The organism is Pseudomonas sp. R3-18-08 (assembly GCF_003852065.1).
Classification (GTDB): domain Bacteria; phylum Pseudomonadota; class Gammaproteobacteria; order Pseudomonadales; family Pseudomonadaceae; genus Aquipseudomonas.
The window spans coordinates 5,700,334-5,717,463 of record NZ_CP027729.1 but is presented as its reverse complement, the minus strand read 5'-3'; the positions used below and the strand labels follow the sequence as shown (position 1 = coordinate 5,717,463).

General features: G+C 61.4%; 15 protein-coding genes. 12 read left to right on the top strand and 3 right to left on the bottom strand.

The genetic code is table 11. The annotated features are described in order from the left end of the window. The first annotated feature begins 174 nt into the window (after nt 1-174). The 5 genes from C4J92_RS26495 (at nt 175) to C4J92_RS26475 (ending at nt 3,967) form a co-directional block, all read left to right on the top strand. Nucleotides 175-1,083, top strand: a complete 909-nt coding sequence (locus C4J92_RS26495) for a LysR substrate-binding domain-containing protein (RefSeq protein WP_057726084.1) — start codon at nt 175-177, stop codon at nt 1,081-1,083. A gap of 330 nt (nt 1,084-1,413) precedes the next feature. Then, nucleotides 1,414-1,905, top strand: coding sequence for a 5-(carboxyamino)imidazole ribonucleotide mutase (gene purE, locus C4J92_RS26490; RefSeq protein ID WP_003195648.1), 492 nt, complete (start codon nt 1,414-1,416; stop codon nt 1,903-1,905). Nucleotides 1,906-1,916: 11 nt separating this feature from the next. Beyond that, nucleotides 1,917-3,002 carry a 5-(carboxyamino)imidazole ribonucleotide synthase gene (locus tag C4J92_RS26485; protein ID WP_124368859.1) on the top strand — a complete coding sequence of 362 codons (1,086 nt, stop codon included), beginning with the start codon at nt 1,917-1,919 and terminating at the stop codon, nt 3,000-3,002. Nucleotides 3,003-3,107: 105 nt separating this feature from the next. Continuing rightward, nucleotides 3,108-3,353 carry a GlsB/YeaQ/YmgE family stress response membrane protein gene (locus C4J92_RS26480; RefSeq protein WP_057006311.1) on the top strand — a complete coding sequence of 82 codons (246 nt, stop codon included), beginning with the start codon at nt 3,108-3,110 and terminating at the stop codon, nt 3,351-3,353. Between the two features lie 77 nt (nt 3,354-3,430). Then, entirely contained in the window at nt 3,431-3,967 is a 537-nt protein-coding gene (locus C4J92_RS26475; RefSeq protein WP_124405695.1) for a DUF3299 domain-containing protein, read from the top strand. A 118-nt stretch (nt 3,968-4,085) separates the two neighbouring features. On the opposite strand, the gene C4J92_RS26470 is transcribed toward C4J92_RS26475, so the two are convergent. After that, nucleotides 4,086-4,985, bottom strand: coding sequence for a D-hexose-6-phosphate mutarotase (locus C4J92_RS26470; protein ID WP_124405694.1), 900 nt, complete (start codon nt 4,983-4,985; stop codon nt 4,086-4,088). A 58-nt stretch (nt 4,986-5,043) separates the two neighbouring features. Next, nucleotides 5,044-5,448 (bottom strand): acyl-CoA thioesterase, encoded by a 405-nt coding sequence (locus tag C4J92_RS26465; protein ID WP_003176975.1) that lies wholly within the window; start codon nt 5,446-5,448, stop codon nt 5,044-5,046. A gap of 405 nt (nt 5,449-5,853) precedes the next feature. Between C4J92_RS26465 and C4J92_RS26460 the strand changes: the two genes are divergently transcribed. The 7 genes from C4J92_RS26460 to C4J92_RS26420 all read left to right on the top strand — a co-directional run bounded on the left by C4J92_RS26460 (nt 5,854) and on the right by C4J92_RS26420 (nt 15,502). Beyond that, nucleotides 5,854-7,143 carry an MFS transporter gene (locus C4J92_RS26460; protein WP_124365020.1) on the top strand — a complete coding sequence of 430 codons (1,290 nt, stop codon included), beginning with the start codon at nt 5,854-5,856 and terminating at the stop codon, nt 7,141-7,143. A 300-nt stretch (nt 7,144-7,443) separates the two neighbouring features. After that, nucleotides 7,444-8,430, top strand: a complete 987-nt coding sequence (locus tag C4J92_RS26450) for a phosphate ABC transporter substrate-binding protein PstS (protein ID WP_124365019.1) — start codon at nt 7,444-7,446, stop codon at nt 8,428-8,430. A 484-nt stretch (nt 8,431-8,914) separates the two neighbouring features. Beyond that, a complete protein-coding gene (locus tag C4J92_RS26440; RefSeq protein ID WP_177413208.1) occupies nt 8,915-10,948 on the top strand; it encodes an ABC transporter permease subunit in 2,034 nt (677 codons plus the stop codon). A gap of 15 nt (nt 10,949-10,963) precedes the next feature. After that, a complete protein-coding gene (pstA, locus tag C4J92_RS26435) occupies nt 10,964-12,634 on the top strand; it encodes a phosphate ABC transporter permease PstA (RefSeq protein ID WP_124405692.1) in 1,671 nt (556 codons plus the stop codon). 133 nt (nt 12,635-12,767) lie between these two features. Continuing rightward, nucleotides 12,768-13,601 (top strand): phosphate ABC transporter ATP-binding protein PstB, encoded by an 834-nt coding sequence (gene pstB / locus C4J92_RS26430; protein ID WP_048723523.1) that lies wholly within the window; start codon nt 12,768-12,770, stop codon nt 13,599-13,601. Nucleotides 13,602-13,671: 70 nt separating this feature from the next. Next, nucleotides 13,672-14,433: a phosphate signaling complex protein PhoU gene (gene phoU, locus C4J92_RS26425; RefSeq protein WP_065953276.1), complete on the top strand. Its 762-nt coding sequence runs from the start codon at nt 13,672-13,674 to the stop codon at nt 14,431-14,433. A 166-nt stretch (nt 14,434-14,599) separates the two neighbouring features. Next, entirely contained in the window at nt 14,600-15,502 is a 903-nt protein-coding gene (locus C4J92_RS26420) for a response regulator (protein ID WP_124372310.1), read from the top strand. Between the two features lie 121 nt (nt 15,503-15,623). Here the strand turns inward: C4J92_RS26420 and C4J92_RS26415 are convergent, their stop codons facing one another. Further along, on the bottom strand, nt 15,624-16,964 hold the full coding sequence (locus C4J92_RS26415) for a hemolysin family protein (protein ID WP_124365015.1): 1,341 nt from the start codon (nt 16,962-16,964) through the stop codon (nt 15,624-15,626). Nucleotides 16,965-17,130: the final 166 nt, after the last annotated feature.

Sequence of the window (17,130 nt, the reverse complement as noted above, 5' to 3'; positions counted from 1 at the left end):
ATCATCTCGATATGGACCCGGAACTGGCCGGAACGCTGCGAATGCTAGGCTTGTAGAAGTTTTTGGGCCAATGCTGTTAAACACTGGCCTATGCACAAACGGCATAATGTGGATGTGACCCGGTTACCATGACGGGCGTGTGTGCCAAAATGGTGCATTCCCGTGGAGGCAGTGATGAACCTTGAAAGCAAATGGCTGGAAGACTTCAGCGCTTTGGCGGCCACCCGCAGTTTTTCCCAGGCGGCGGAGCGGCGCTTTGTCACCCAGCCGGCGTTCAGCCGACGCATTCGCAGCCTGGAGGCCGCGTTGGGCCTGACCCTGGTCAACCGCTCGCGCACGCCGGTGGAGCTGACGGCGGCGGGCCAGTTGTTCCTGGTCACCGCACGCACGGTGGTCGAGCAGCTCGGTGAAGTGCTGCGCCATTTGCATCACCTGGAAGGCGGGCAGGGCGAAGTCATGCAAGTGGCCGCCGCGCACTCCCTGGCGCTGGGCTTTTTCCCACGCTGGATCGCGCAGTTGCGCAATGAAGGCCTGAACATCGCCACGCGGCTGGTGGCGACCAACGTTGGCGATGCCGTGCATGCGCTGCGCGAAGGCGGTTGCGACCTGATGCTGGCGTTCTATGACCCGGATGCGGCGATGCAGATGGACGCGGAGATCTTCCCGTCGCTGCACCTGGGCAACACCGAAATGCTCCCGGTGTGCGCCGCCGATGCGGATGGAAAGCCATTGTTCGACCTCGAAGGCGAGGGCAGCGTGCCGTTGCTGGCCTACAGCGCCGGCGCGTTCCTGGGCCGTTCGGTGAATTTACTGCTGCGCCAGCGCGCCCTGCGTTTCACGACGATCTACGAGACGGCCATGGCCGACAGCCTCAAAAGCATGGCGCTGGAAGGATTGGGTATCGCCTGGGTGCCGCAATTGAGCGTGCGGGCGGAACTGGCCCGGGGCGAATTGGTGGTGTGTGGCGGATCGCAGTGGCACGTGCCGCTGGAGATTCGGCTGTACCGCTGTGCGCTGGTGCGCAAGGCGAATGTGCGGCTGTTGTGGCGCAAGTTGGAAGGTGGCGCTGCACAGAATACCTGAGCCGAACATAGCTCAAATGTGGGAGGGGGCTTGCTCCCGATAGCGGTGTGTCTGGTACTGATAGGTCGCTGAACCACCGCTATCGGGAGCAAGCCCCCTCCCACAGGTTTCAGGGTGTATTCGCTGACTCTTAAGTCAATAAAACCGCCACTTTGCACCGCTGGGCAGATGGTCGTCCAAGGGGCTGTTTATCTGGATTATTACGGTATACTGCGCGGCCTTCGGCCGGTCCAACCGGCCTTAATTCGTACACCAAGCCACGCCGGATTTCCCGCGTGGCTTGTTGTTTTTTGACGCGCCTGCGGGCGCCCAGAGAGAAGAGGCACGACGATGAGTGCATTGGTTGGCGTGATCATGGGCTCCAAGTCCGATTGGTCCACCCTTAGCCACACCGCCGATATGCTGGAAAAACTCGGCATTCCGTATGAAGTGAAGGTGGTCTCCGCCCACCGCACCCCGGACCTGCTGTTCCAGTATGCCGATGAAGCAGAATCCCGTGGCATCGAGGTGATCATCGCCGGTGCCGGCGGTGCGGCGCACTTGCCAGGCATGTGTGCAGCCAAGACTCACCTGCCCGTGCTGGGCGTGCCGGTGCAGTCGTCGATGCTCTCGGGCGTGGATTCGCTGTTGTCCATCGTGCAGATGCCCGCCGGCATCCCGGTGGCGACCCTGGCGATCGGCAAGGCCGGCGCGATCAACGCCGCGTTGCTGTCCGCCAGCATCCTGGGCGCCAAGCATCCGCAGTTTCATGCGGTGCTGAAAAAATTCCGTGCTGAGCAGACAGACAGCGTGCTGGACAATCCAGACCCACGTATCGCCTGAGGTTGTTGACGATGAAAATCGGTGTAATCGGTGGTGGCCAACTGGGCCGCATGCTCGCTCTGGCGGGAACCCCGCTGGGGATGAATTTCGCTTTCCTGGACCCGGCGCCGGACGCTTGCGCGGCCGCCTTGGGTGAACACCTGCGCGCGGACTACAGCGACCCGGACCACCTGCGCCAGTTGGCCGACGAAGTCGACCTGGTGACCTTCGAGTTCGAAAGCGTCCCGGCCGAAACCGTGGCCTTCCTGTCGCAGTTCGTACCGGTGTACCCGAGCGCCGAAGCCCTGCGCATCGCGCGCGACCGCTGGTTCGAAAAGAGCATGTTCAAGGACCTGGGCATCCCGACGCCGGCCTTCGCCGATATCCAGTCCCAGGCGGACCTGGACGCCGCCGTCGCCAGTATCGGCCTGCCGGCCGTGCTGAAAACCCGCACCCTGGGCTACGACGGTAAGGGCCAGAAAGTGCTGCGCACCGCTGCCGATGTGGCCGGCACCTTCGCCGAGCTGGGCAGCGTCGCCTGCCTGCTGGAAGGCTTTGTGCCGTTCACCGGCGAAGTCTCGCTGATCGCCGTGCGCGCCCGTGATGGCGAAACCCGTTTCTACCCGTTGGTGCACAACACCCACGTCAACGGCATTCTCAAGCTCTCCGTGGCCAGCACTGATCACCCGCTGCAGGCGCTGGCCGAAGACTACTCCAGCCGCGTGCTCAAGCAGCTGGATTACGTCGGCGTGATGGCGTTCGAATTCTTTGAAGTCGATGGTGGTCTCAAGGCCAACGAAATCGCGCCGCGCGTGCACAACTCCGGGCACTGGACCACCGAAGGCGCCGAGTGCAGCCAGTTCGAAAACCACCTGCGGGCGGTGGCGGGCTTGCCGTTGGGCTCCACGGCCAAGGTGGGCGAGAGCGCCATGCTCAACTTCATCGGCGTGGTACCGCCGGTTGAGCGGGTAATGGCGATCGACGATTGCCATGTGCATCACTACGGCAAGGCCTTCAAGGCCGGGCGCAAGGTGGGTCACGCCAACCTGCGCTGCAAGGACCGCGCGACCCTTCAGGCGCAGATCCTCAAGGTCGAAGCCTTGATCGCCGAACAATAAGCCGCGCCGCCACGGGAACCATTAAGCCTCGGCGTCCCTCTGATTGCAGGATGCCAAAGTCTGACTAGGCTTTGGCATGTCTCATACCAATCAGAGGGAAATGCCATGGGTATTATCGGAACCATTTTTATCGGCTTGATCGTCGGCCTGCTGGCGCGTTTCCTCAAGCCTGGCGACGACAGCATGGGCTGGATCATGACCATCCTGCTGGGTATCGCCGGCTCCCTGGCCGCGACCTATGGCGGCCAGGCCCTGGGGATCTACCAGGCCGGTCAAGGCGCAGGCTTTATCGGCGCGCTGGTCGGTGCCATTGTGCTGCTGGTGATCTACGGCCTGATCAAAAGGAAGTAACCAGCCGACAAAGTCCTCTGCGCTGCGCAGGCGCAGAGGGCTAGAATGCTCGCCACCTGAACTTGCCGAGCCTTCGCATGCGCCGTCTTCTGTTGACTCTCCTCTTGCTGGGCCCAGGCCTGGCCCACGCTGGCGAACTGCCGGAAACCGACTGGCTGGACCTGATGCCGCTGTCGGATCAGAAAGCCCTCGAGGCCATGCCCGAGATTGATCACAACTCCCCCGAAGCCCAAGGCACCTTTACCGATAAAGGCGGCTTGAAGCAGAGCAAAGGCTTGCCGGCGGTGATGTATTCCACCAAAACCGTGGCGGCCATGAACGGCAAGAACATCCGTATAGGCGGCTATCCAGTGCCGTTGGAAACCGACGCCAAGGGCCGCAGCACGCTGTTTTTCCTGGTGCCCTACCCAGGCGCCTGCATCCACGTGCCGCCACCGCCGCCTAACCAACTGGTGCTGGTGCGGTACCCCAAGGGTTTGAAGCTGGAGGATATCTATACGCCGCTGTGGGTCACGGGCACGTTGAAGGTAGAGAAGGTGAACAACGATCTGGCGGATGCGGCGTATGCACTGGATGCAGGGAAGGTGAGGGTGGTGAAGGAGTCCGATCTCTAAACCGCACCACAAATCAATGTGGGAGGGGGCTTGCCCCCGATAGCGGTGTATCAGTCACCTATGAATTGACTGAACCACCGCAATCGGGAGCAAGCCCCTCCCACATTTTGTTCTTCATCTACAGGGCGATAGCGTTGATGCTCACGCCGAGGGTGTGGCTTTCACCGGGTGCCAAAGCCACCACATCTTCCAGCACATTCGCCGTCTCGATGCACAGCATGCCCTGCCAGCCGTCGTCGGCCATGTCATCGAAGGCCTTGGCGCGTTCGGTCCAGGGGTTCCAGACCACCGTCGACTTCGAACCCTGGCTGGTGAGTTGCACGCGGCGTCCCCAGTCTTTATCGACAATACTCAGTTGAGCCGGCGTATCCAGATAGATGCGATCGGTCTCGGCGGTGAAGTGCAGCAGGCCGGATTGCTGTTTCTCGGCCCAGCCATCGGCGGTGTCGATGTATGTCGACCCGTCCAGGCCTTCGACCTGCACATTGCGCACATCGCTGACGGCGAAGTAGGTGTGCAGCGCCTGGCTGAGCGTCACCGTGTCAGTGCCACGGTTATGGCTGGTCAGGTGGATATGCAACTGGTCGTCCAGCACCAGGCTCAGCTTCAAGTCGACCTGATGGGGCCAACCCGGAAAGCCGCCGGCGGGTACCGGCAGCACAACGTCTACCCGCAGCGCTTGGCCTTGCAACTCGGTCGCGGCTAATTCCCACAGCGCCGTACGCACAAAACCGTGAGCACCGGCCGGCTGATCGCTCTGGCGCATGGCCTTAACACTCTGCGGGTTGCGGTCGAATACGCCAAACCACGGCCAGCAAACCGGTACACCGGTGCGGATGCCTTTGCCTTTTTTGAATACCGCTTCAGGATTCGGCCAGATCAGCGGCTGCTCGCCGTCGCGCTGGTAGCTGAAGAGATGCGCACCCTGTTGGGCCACCATCAATTCGGCGCCGTTGTGGCGGATGCGCCAGCAGTCCAGCTCGTCGATTTTCACGGTTTCAACGTGGGGCGTCGGCATAACAAAGCACTCTCAGTGGCAGGCAATGGGGCAATTGACCGTCAAAACCCGGTGAGGTTTAACGCGCGCGCGACGGAACCGAGCGCGTGCGGCCACTGCCATCGATGGCGACGAACACGAATACCGCCTCGGTGACCTTGCGCCATTCGCTGGACAGCGGGTCGTCGCTCCACACTTCGACCATCATCTGGATCGAGCTGCGGCCGATTTCCAGGGCCTGGGTATAAAAGGACAACTGCGCGCCCACCGCGACCGGTACCAGGAAGGCCATGCGATCAATCGCCACGGTCGCCACGCGCCCGCCCGCGACCTTGCTGGCCATGGCAGTGCCGGCCAGGTCCATCTGCGCGACCAGCCAGCCACCGAAAATATCGCCAAAACCATTGGTTTCACGCGGAAGCGCGGTGATTTGCAAGGCGAGATCGCCTTGCGGGATAGGATCTTCTTGTTCGAGTTCGATCATGCCGAGGGTGCCTCTGACCCGTGACGCTTCATGGGTATTTCAAGTGGATAGCCGTCTTCTGGAAAAACGTTTCAGCACCAACATACACCGCTCGATGCGTTTCTCGTAAGGCGAACTAAAGGGAAACTCTGCCAAATCGGCTGGATGGCGCCCAACAACGTTTTGGCACAGCAGCCCCTCAAGGCTGGGGTTCCTGCGCTTGCACGGGCGAGTATATCGAGACGCTGGCGCGACGACGACCACCTGAGGCTCATTTGGTCGGTAAATAGACGCTGTATTGGGGCTTTTGCGCGCAACTGTTCTCATGGCGCTGTGCTTTTTCAAGCGATTTGCTATCTTGCCAAACCCGCCGCAAGTCACAGGCGCGCAGTCCTTTACGATGACTACTATAAGAGAAGCCTTGCCATGTCCTCCGTGCCCGCAAGCAGCGCGCAACCTTCGCGCCCGCTGACCCGCAACGACTACAAAACCCTGTCGCTGTCTGCCTTGGGCGGGGCGCTGGAGTTCTACGACTTCATCATTTTCGTGTTTTTCGCCACGGTGGTCGGAAAACTGTTCTTCCCCGTCGACATGCCCGAATGGCTGCGCATGATGCAGACGTTCGGCATCTTCGCCGCCGGCTACCTGGCTCGCCCCCTGGGCGGGATTATCATGGCGCACTTCGGCGACCTGCTGGGCCGCAAGAAAATGTTCACCCTGAGCATCTTCATGATGGCCGTGCCGACCTTGATCATGGGCCTGCTGCCGACCTACGCGCAGATCGGTTTGTGGGCGCCGCTCCTGCTCCTGCTGATGCGTATCATCCAGGGCGCGGCGATTGGCGGTGAAGTACCGGGCGCCTGGGTGTTCGTCTCCGAACACGTGCCGCCACGCCATATCGGCTACGCCTGCGGCACGCTGACCAGCGGCCTCACCGCCGGTATATTGCTGGGTTCGCTGGTGGCCACGGCGATCAACTCGATCTACAGCCCGGAGCAGGTTTCAGAGTTTGCCTGGCGTATTCCGTTCCTGCTCGGCGGCGTGTTCGGTTTGCTGTCGGTGTACCTGCGCCGCTGGCTGCATGAAACACCGATCTTCGCCGAAATGCAGCAACGCAAGACCCTGGCCGCCGAGCTGCCGTTGCGCGCGGTACTGCGCGATCACCGTGGCGCGATCGTGTTGTCGATGCTGCTGACCTGGCTGCTGTCGGCCGGCGTCGTGGTGGTCATCCTGATGACCCCGACCGTGCTGCAGACCGTCTACCACTTCAGCCCCACGGTGGCGTTGCAGGCCAACAGCCTGGCCATCGTCACCCTGAGCCTGGGTTGCATCGCCGCCGGCGCACTGGCAGACCGCTTCGGCGCCGGCCGGGTGCTGATCAGCGGTTGCGCCTTACTGCTGGCCACGTCCTGGACGCTTTATCACAGCCTGATGGCCCATCCGGATTGGCTGTTCCCGCTGTACGCCTTGACCGGCCTGTTTGTAGGCACTATCGGCGTGGTGCCTTACGTGATGGTGAAAGCTTTCCCACCGGTGGTGCGCTTCAGCGGCTTGTCGTTTTCCTACAACGTGGCCTACGCCGTGTTCGGCGGGCTGACGCCGCTGGCGGTGTCGCTGTTGATGAAGGAGAGCCCGATGGGGCCTGCTTACTATGTCGCCGTACTGTGTGTGATGGGTATGGTGGTGGGCGGTTACCTGTGGAAACGCGGTCGGTAAACAGATCCCTTCGTGGCGAGGGAGCTTGCTCCCGCTGGGGCGCGCAGCGGCCCTGAAAAAATGGGCCTGCTGCGCAGTCCAGCGGGAGCAAGCTCCCTCGCCACGACGAATGTGCTTAACCAATGATTAATTTTCGTATTTCCGCGTCTCACCCCCGCGTTTCAAGCCTTCCCCTCCTAATAAGCCCTCGCTGCCAATACTGGCCTTTCATCTAATTGTCACATTCCAGACATAGAGTGTTCACACGGCCTACCGATACTTGGCCCCGATCCAACTATCCCTATCTGCTAGGAGTAAGGCATGAAACTGAAGCGTTTGATGGCGGCAATGACGTTCGTCGCTGCTGGCGTTGCAACTGCCAACGCGGTGGCTGCTGGTGTTGACCCGGCCATCCCGGCTTACGTGAAGACCACTGGTGTGTCGGGCAACTTGTCCAGCGTCGGTTCCGATACCCTGGCCAACCTGATGACCCTGTGGGCCGAGGGTTACAAAAAGGAATACCCGAACGTCAACATTCAGATTCAAGCTGCCGGCTCCGCCACTGCGCCACCTGCGCTGACTGAAGGCACCTCCAACCTGGGCCCGATGAGCCGCAAGATGAAGGACACGGAACTGGCGGCCTTCGAGCAGAAGTACGGCTACAAGCCAACCGCTATCCCGGTTGCCGTGGACGCCCTGGCGGTCTTCGTGCACAAGGACAACCCGATCCAGCACCTGACCATGGAACAGGTCGACGCGATCTTCTCCTCGACGCGTCTGTGCGGCGCCAAAGCCGACGTGAAAACCTGGGGTGACCTGGGCGTGACCGGCGACCTGGCCAACAAGCCGGTGCAGTTGTTCGGTCGCAACTCGGTATCCGGCACTTACGGCTACTTCAAGGAAGAAGCCCTGTGCAAAGGCGACTACAAGCCTAACGTGAACGAACAACCGGGTTCGGCTTCGGTCGTGCAGTCGATCAGCTCCTCGCTGAACGGCGTCGGTTACTCGGGCATCGGCTACAAGACCGCCAGCGTGAAGACCGTGGCGTTGGCCAAGAAAGGCAGCACTGACTTTATCGAAGACACTGAAGAAAACGCCCTCAACGGCAAGTATCCGCTGTCGCGTTTCCTCTATGTGTACGTCAACAAAGCTCCGAACAAGCCGCTGGCTCCGCTGGAAGCTGAGTTCGTGAAACTGGTGCTGTCCAAGCAGGGCCAGGAAGTGGTGGTCAAGGATGGCTACATCCCACTGCCAGCCAAAGTGGCCGCCAAGGCCCTGGCTGACCTGGGTCTGAAAGAAGGCAACTAAGTAGCTGGGCTGGGTAAAACCGGCCTTCTGTAGGAGCGAGCTTGCTCGCGAAAGGCGACAGGGCGCCGCGTTTATTCAGAAACGGCGCGTTATCGTTGACGATCTTCGCGAGCAAGCTCGCTCCTACAGAAACTCCTAATTTTTGTGTCCGCTGCCAGCCCTGCTACGCGGCGGATTTCTTGCGTCACTGCATTGTCATCTTTCTGTCATACAGGATCGCTAGGGTGTGCGCATGAATGATCTGGCCAATTCCACCATGACGACGACTTCTCCCCCCAAGCGCATTGATTTCAATACGCCTGAGCTGCAACGCAAGCGCCGCATTCGCGCGCTTAAGGATCGTTTCACCCGTTGGTATGTACTGGTCGGCGGTCTCGCTGTGCTGGCTGCCATTACCCTGATTTTCTTCTTCCTCGCCTATGTCGTTGCGCCGCTGTTCCAGGGCGCCTCGCTGACCAAGGAAGACGCGCTGACGCCCGCCTGGATGCAGGACGCCGGCAAGCCCTTGCTGATCTCGCTTGAAGAACAGAACCAGGTCGCCATGCGCGTTTCCGACAAGGGCCAGGCGCTGTTCTTTGACGTCGACACCGGCGCTGAACTCAAGCGCGTCGACCTGCCACTGCCGGCCGGTACCCAGGTGGTGTCCATCGGTGAAGACCAGCCGGGCAGCCCGCTGGTGATCCTGGGTCTGTCCAACGGTCAGTCCATGGTGTTCCGCCACACCTACAAGGTGTCCTACCCGGACGGCAAGAAAACCATCAGCCCTGCGATCGAATACCCCTACGGTGAAACGCCGATCGTGTTGGATGAGGCCGGCCGCCCGTTGGAGCACGTCGCGCTCAACGCCACCGATACCTCCCTGGTGGTGGCCGGCTCGGCCGGTTCGCACTTGAACGTGCTGACCCTGAGCCGCGAAGAAAACATGATGACCGGTGAAGTCACCAGCGAGCAGAAGCGTGTCGAACTGCCGCAAATGACCGAGCCGGTGAAGGCGATCTTCATCGACCCGCGCCAGCAATGGTTGTATGTGATCAACGGTCGCGCCCTGGCCGATGTGTTCAGCCTGCGCGACAAGAGCCTCAACGGTCGCTACAAACTGCTTGAAGACGGCAATGCCGAAGTCACCGCCAGCACCCAACTGGTGGGCGGCATCTCGCTGATCGTCGGTAACTCCAAAGGTGGCCTGGCCCAGTGGTTCATGGCCCGCGACCCGGATGGCGAACAACGCCTGAAGCAAATCCGGACCTTCCAGATGGGCACTGCGCCCATCGTGGAAATCACGGCTGAGGAACGTCGCAAAGGCTTCACCGCCCTCGACGCTTCGGGCCAGTTCGGCGTGTTCCACAGCACCGCGCACCGCACCTTGCTGGTCGACCCGGTGGTCGACGGCCAGGGCGTGTTCGGCCTGTCACCACGGGCCAACCGCGTGATCGTCGAGGCCGGTGGCAAGCTGCAACCGCTGCTGCTCGACAATCCGCACCCGGAAGTGTCCTGGAGCGCGCTGTGGAGCAAGGTCTGGTACGAGAACTACGACGAGCCTAAGTACGTCTGGCAATCGACCGCTGCCAACACCGACTTCGAACCCAAGATGAGCCTGGCGCCACTGACCTTCGGTACGCTGAAAGCCGCGTTCTACGCGATGTTGCTCGCCGCGCCGCTGGCCGTTGCCGCCGCCATCTACACGGCTTACTTCATGGCCCCGACCCTGCGCCGCAAGGTCAAGCCGGTGATCGAGTTGATGGAAGCGATGCCGACGGTAATCCTCGGCTTCTTCGCCGGCCTGTTCCTGGCGCCTTATGTGGAAGGGCACTTGCCGGGGATTTTCAGCCTGCTGATGCTGTTGCCGATTGGCATCCTGGCGGCCGGCTTTGTCTTCAGCCGCTTGCCTGAATCGATCCGCCTGCGCGTTCCCGACGGCTGGGAAAGCGCGATCCTGATCCCGGTGATCCTGTTCGTGGGCTGGCTCTCGCTGTACATGAGCCCGTACCTGGAAACCTGGTTCTTCGGTGGCGACATGCGCATGTGGATCTCCCACGATCTGGGCATTACCTATGACCAGCGCAACGCCCTGGTGGTCGGTTTGGCTATGGGTTTTGCGGTGATCCCGAACATCTACTCCATCGCCGAAGACGCCGTGTTCAGTGTGCCGCGCGGCCTGACCCTGGGCTCCCTGGCCCTGGGCGCCACGCCATGGCAGACCATGACCCGCGTGGTCATCCTCACCGCCAGCCCGGGCATCTTCTCTGCCCTGATGATCGGCATGGGCCGCGCGGTCGGCGAGACCATGATCGTGCTGATGGCCACCGGTAACACGCCGGTGATGGAGATGAACCTGTTCGAAGGCCTGCGCACGCTGGCGGCCAACGTCGCGGTGGAAATGCCCGAGTCGGAAGTGGGCGGCAGTCACTACCGCGTGCTGTTCCTCTCGGCGCTGGTACTGCTGCTGTTCACTTTCATCATGAACACCCTCGCCGAGCTGATTCGTCAGCGTCTGCGCAAGAAATACTCGTCGCTTTAAGAAAGGTAGAAGTCTGTGAAACAGAACTCCCTGAATGGATGGTTCAAGAGCGGCGCCCCGGGCGTCTGGATCAGCGGTGGCGCGGTGTCCATCGCGGTCATCATGACCCTGGGTTTGCTGGCCGTGATTGCGGTGCGCGGGTTGGGCCACTTCTGGCCGGCTGACCTGATCCAGGCCACCTACAACGTGCCCGGCCAGGAAAACCATATCGTCATCGGCGAAGTGGTGCAGAAGGAAGAAGTGCCCCGCGAGCGCCTGAAAAGCGCTGGCCTGCCGGTGCCCGACGAGGGCCCGGAGTTCATGACCCGCGAGCTGATCAAGGTCGGCAACCGCGACTTGAACGGCAATGATTTCACCTGGATCGTCGGCGAATGGTTGAAGGACCAGACCAAACCGGTGCAGTTGATGACCATCGAGCGACGTGAGTGGGGTAACTTCTACGGTACCCTGGTCAACGTCAAGCAGGACGGCAAGGTCGTCGCCGAGGGTGAGGCCGCATGGCCGGAGCTGCAAGCCCGCGTAGATCGGGTCAACAAGCTGGCCGTCCAGCTCAAGAGTCTGGAAAAAACCGATATCGGCGCGATCAACGCCGGGCTGGAGCGCGTCCGCCTGCATGGCCGCAAGCTGGAACTGGAAGGCAAGCTCGACGCCGCCGCCCAAGCCGACATGGACGCCGACCGCGCCGAACTGAATGCCCGCTATCAGGACATCGAAGCGCGCCTGGCCGACCTGCACGCGCAGTTCAACCGCGACGCGCTGACGGCCCGTGACGGCAACGGCAAGGAAATCGAAATCGGCATCGGCAAGGTGGTGCACGCCTACCAGCCGAACGCCATGGGCACGATGACCAAGATCGGCTTCTACTTCAGCAAGGTTTGGGAGTTCTTGAGCGACGACCCACGGGAAGCTAACACCGAAGGCGGGATCTTCCCGGCGATCTTCGGCACCGTGATGATGACCCTGATCATGGCGATGATCGTGACGCCGTTCGGCGTGCTGGCGGCGGTGTACCTGCGTGAGTACGCCAAGCAGAACGCCCTGACGCGGATCATCCGCATCGCGGTCAACAACCTGGCGGGCGTGCCGGCCATCGTTTACGGCGTGTTCGGCCTGGGCTTCTTCGTGTATGTACTGGGTGGCTCGGTGGATCGGCTGTTCTTCGCCGAAGCCTTGCCGGCGCCGACCTTCGGCACGCCGGGCCTGCTCTGGGCCTCGCTGACCCTGGCGCTGCTGGCGGTGCCGGTGGTGATCGTGGCGACTGAAGAAGGCCTGGCGCGCATACCTCGCACCGTGCGTGAAGGGTCCCTGGCACTCGGCGCGACCAAGGCGGAAACGCTGTGGAAGATCGTGCTGCCAATGGCCAGCCCGGCGATGATGACCGGCATGATCCTCGCCGTGGCCCGTGCCGCCGGTGAAGTGGCGCCGCTGATGCTGGTCGGCGTGGTGAAGCTGGCCCCGTCGCTGCCGTTGGACGGTAACTACCCGTACCTGCACCTTGACCAGAAGATCATGCACCTGGGCTTCCATATCTATGACGTCGGCTTCCAGAGCCCCAACGTCGAGGCGGCGCGGCCGCTGGTGTACGCCACCGCGTTGCTGCTGGTGCTGGTGATCGCCACGCTCAACCTGTCGGCGGTGTGGATACGTAACCACCTGCGCGAGAAGTACAAGGCGCTGGACAGCTGATTTGTAAGTAAACGCAGAATAAATGTGGGAGGGGGCTTGCCCCCGATAGCGGCGGATCAGAAACAGATGTGCTGACTGACACACTGCCATCGGGGGCAAGCCCCCTCCCACACAACAGCACAGGGAGCATCCCATGCAACATGAAACCCATTCCCACGGCATCAACATGTCTGCCCTGGGTCGCGACAAGCAGAGCCTGAGCCTGGCCCAGGAAACCGTGGCCATCGAAGTGCCCGGCCTGAGCCTCTACTACGGTGAAAAGCAGGCGCTGTTCGACGTCAGCATGAACATCCCCAAGCAGCGCGTGACCGCTTTCATCGGCCCGTCGGGCTGCGGCAAGTCCACGCTGCTGCGCACCTTCAACCGCATGAACGACCTGGTGGACGGTTGCCGTGTGGAAGGCGCGATCAACCTCTATGGCACCAACATCTACCGCAAGGGCGAAGATGTGGCCGAGTTGCGCCGCCGGGTGGGCATGGTGTTCCAGAAGCCCAACCCGTTTCCCAAGACCATCTATGAAAACGTGGTCTATGGCCTGCGCATCCAGGGCATCAACAAAAAGCGCATCCTCGATGAAGCCGTGGAATGGGCGCTCAAGGGTGCCGCGCTGTGGGATGAGGTCAAGGACCGTCTGCACGAGTCGGCCCTGGGCCTCTCCGGCGGCCAGCAGCAGCGTCTGGTGATTGCGCGCACCATCGCCGTGGAGCCTGAAGTGCTGTTGCTCGACGAACCGTGCTCAGCGCTCGACCCGATCTCGACGCTCAAAGTCGAAGAGCTGATCTACGAGCTCAAGTCCAAGTTCACCATCGTCATCGTGACCCACAACATGCAGCAGGCGGCGCGGGTTTCCGACTACACCGCGTTCATGTACATGGGCAAGCTGGTGGAGTTCGGCGACACCGATACCCTGTTCACCAATCCGGCGAAGAAGCAGACCGAAGACTACATCACCGGTCGTTATGGCTAGGAAGCTGTGGTTCTGATTGCACTGACGCTGCGGTTCTCCGCACCTTACCGGACGCTCCAAGGACGCCAACATGATTAGCAAAGAAGGCCTTACCCACCACATCTCCGCGCAGTTCAACGCCGAGCTTGAGGAAGTGCGCAGCCACCTCCTGGCAATGGGCGGCCTGGTGGAGAAGCAAGTCAACGATGCGGTCACCGCGCTGATCGAGGCCGACTCGGGCCTGGCCCAGCAAGTGCGTGAGATCGATGACCAGATCAACCAGATGGAACGCAACATCGACGAGGAGTGCCTGCGCATCCTGGCGCGGCGCCAACCGGCGGCCTCGGACCTGCGCTTGATCATCAGCATCTCCAAGTCGGTGATCGACCTCGAGCGTATCGGCGACGAAGCCACCAAGATCGCCCGCCGCGCCATCCAGCTGTGCGAAGAAGGCGAAGCGCCGCGTGGTTACGTGGAAGTGCGCCATATCGGCGACCAGGTGCGCAACATGGTGCGCGATGCCCTCGACGCGTTTGCGCGCTTCGATGCGGACCTGGCGCTGTCGGTGGCCCAGTACGACAAGGTCATCGATCGCGAATACAAGACCGCCCTGCGTGAACTGGCGACCTACATGATGGAAGACCCGCGCTCTATCTCGCGTGTCTTGAGCATCATCTGGGTGCTGCGCTCCCTGGAGCGCATCGGCGACCATGCGCGCAATATCTCGGAATTGGTGATTTACCTGGTGCGCGGCACCGACGTTCGGCACATGGGCCTCAAGCGCATGAAAGCCGAAGTTGAAGGCAATGCTGATCTTATCCCTAATGTTCCGGGCGAATCTGACGATAAGTAAGGTTGCCCGAGAAATTAACGCCCGGCCATTGGCCGGGCGTTTTCGTTTGCGGCGAGCGGAATTTATTGCGGATAGGGCCAAATAAGTCCTAACGTGACTGCAGAGTTTTGGCAAACTGCCATCAGTCAGGCGTACTGCCAGCAAGGTTTTATAGGATGAAGGGTCGATGAGCAAAGTCAGTGTGTTGGTGGTGGATGACGCCTCGTTTATTCGCGACCTGGTGAAGAAGTGCCTGCGCAATTACTTCCCCGGGATCCAGATCGAAGATGCGGTGAACGGCAAGAAGGCGCAATCCATTCTGATGCGCGAGTCCTTCGACCTGGTGCTGTGCGACTGGGAAATGCCCGAGATGTCCGGGCTTGAGCTGTTGACCTGGTGCCGCGAGCAAGCCCATCTGAAGGCCATGCCGTTCGTGATGGTGACCAGCCGTGGCGACAAGGAAAACGTGGTGCAGGCGATCCAGGCCGGGGTTTCCGGTTACGTCAGCAAGCCGTTCACCAACGAACAATTGCTGAACAAGGTCAAGCAGGCGCTGCACAAGATCGGCCGCCTCGACGCGTTGATCGCCAGCGCGCCAACCAAGATGAACTCGGCCTTCGGCAACGACTCCCTGAGCGCGCTGACCGGTGGCAAGCCTGATGCCGTCAAGCCGGCACCAGCGGCCGCAGCCCCGAGCAGAGGTCTGCTCAACAGCGCGCCTGTCACCGCCGCCCCGGCCCCTTCGCCTGCCGGCGGTCGTGGTCAAGGCCAATTGCGCCTGTCCAGCGGCACCCAGCAGTGCGTGATCAAGGCGCTCAGCATCAAGGAAGCGTTGTTGGTGGTGCGTCGCGGTGAGGTCCTGCCCCAGGTGCTGGAAAGCGCCGTGCTCGACCTTGAGCAAGGTGAAAACGCTGAAGTGGCCCGCCTCAACGGCTACCTGCACGCGATCGTTGCCTACGAGCCCAAGCCCGACAGCGACTGGCTGCAGCTGACCTTCCGGTTTATCGACCAGGATGCGCAGAAGCTGGACTACATCTCCCGCCTGATCGCGCGGGGCACCGCGCAGAAGCATTTCGTGCCGGGCGCGTGATCCAAAGGATGGCCAGTAACCAATGTGGGAGGGGGCTTGCTCCCGATAGCGCGGTATCAGTCACTGTCTCTGGTGGCTGACACACTGCTATCGGGAGCAAGCCCCCTCCCACAATGGGTAGTCAATCCAGCATTAGCACCTTGGCCAGCACGATCTTTGGCCCTTTCATCTTCTTGATGATGATCCGCAAGCCTTCAACTTCCAGCACTTCTTCCTCTTCCGGTACCCGTTTCAAGGTGTCGTAGATCAGGCCCGCCAGGGTTTCGGCTTCGATGTGGTCCAGGTCGACGCCGAGCAGGCGCTCTACCTTGAACAGTGGGGTGTCGCCACGCACCAGCAGCTTGCCCGGCTGGTAGGCGAGGATGCCGCGCTCGGCCTTGCGGTGTTCGTCCTGGATATCGCCCACCAGCACTTCCAGCACGTCTTCCATGGTCAGGTAGCCAATGATCTTGCCATCGGCTTCTTCCACCAGGGCGAAGTGCGCGCCGCCTTTGCGGAACTGCTCCAGCAACTGCGACAACGGCATGTGGCGCGATACGCGCTCCAGCGGGCGGGTCAGTTCGGCCAGGTTGAACGACTCGGGGATATGGTCCAGGGCCGCCAGTTCCAGCAGCAGGTCCTTGATGTGCAACAGGCCCACAAACTCATTGCGCACCGCGTCATACACTGGGTAACGGCTGAATTTATGGCGGCGGAACAGCGCGAGGATTTCCTTGAGGGGCGCGTTGAAGTCCAGGGTGACCAGGTCTTCCCGGGAGTTGGCCCAGTCCACCACTTCCAGTTCGCCCATTTCCACGGCGGAAGCGAGTACACGCATGCCTTGGTCGCTGGGGTCCTGGCCACGGCTGGAGTGCAGGATCAGCTTGAGTTCTTCGCGGCTGTAATGGTGTTCGTGATGCGGGCCGGGCTCGCCTTGACCTGCGATGCGCAAGATAGCATTGGCGCTGGCGTTGAGCAGGTAGATCGCCGGGTACATCGCCCAGTAGAACAGGTAGAGCGGCACGGCGGTCCACAGCGACAGCAATTCGGGCTTGCGAATGGCCCAGGATTTGGGAGCCAGCTCACCGACCACGATGTGCAGGTAGGAAATCACGAAGAAGGCGGCAAAGAACGACACGCCCTTGATCACTTCCGGCGACTCAACGCCTGCGGCGCCCAGCAACGGCTCGAGGATATGGGCGAAGGCCGGCTCACCGACCCAGCCCAGGCCCAGGGAGGCGAGGGTGATGCCCAGCTGGCAGGCCGACAGGTAAGCGTCGAGCTGGCTGTGCACGGTGCGCAGGATCTGCCCGCGCCAGCCGTTGGTGTGGGCGATGGCCTCGACTCGCGTCGAGCGCAGTTTGACCATGGCAAATTCCGCCGCAACGAAGAAACCGTTGAGCAGTACCAGGACCAGTGCAAATAGAATCATGCCGAAATCGGCGAAAAGTGTAGCGAGGGTGATACCAGGGGAAGGGTCCATGATGGGGTTTTGCAGGTTCCGTATGTTCAATAAGGGGGGAGCAGGCCTGAAAAGCAGGCGCAAGTCGGCCAATGTAGCGGCTGACGGGGCGCTTGCCTAGTGCCTGCTGCCGGGCGGGGCCTGGAATGCGCCCTTCAAGACACTGCAAGTCCAAATGTGGGAGGGG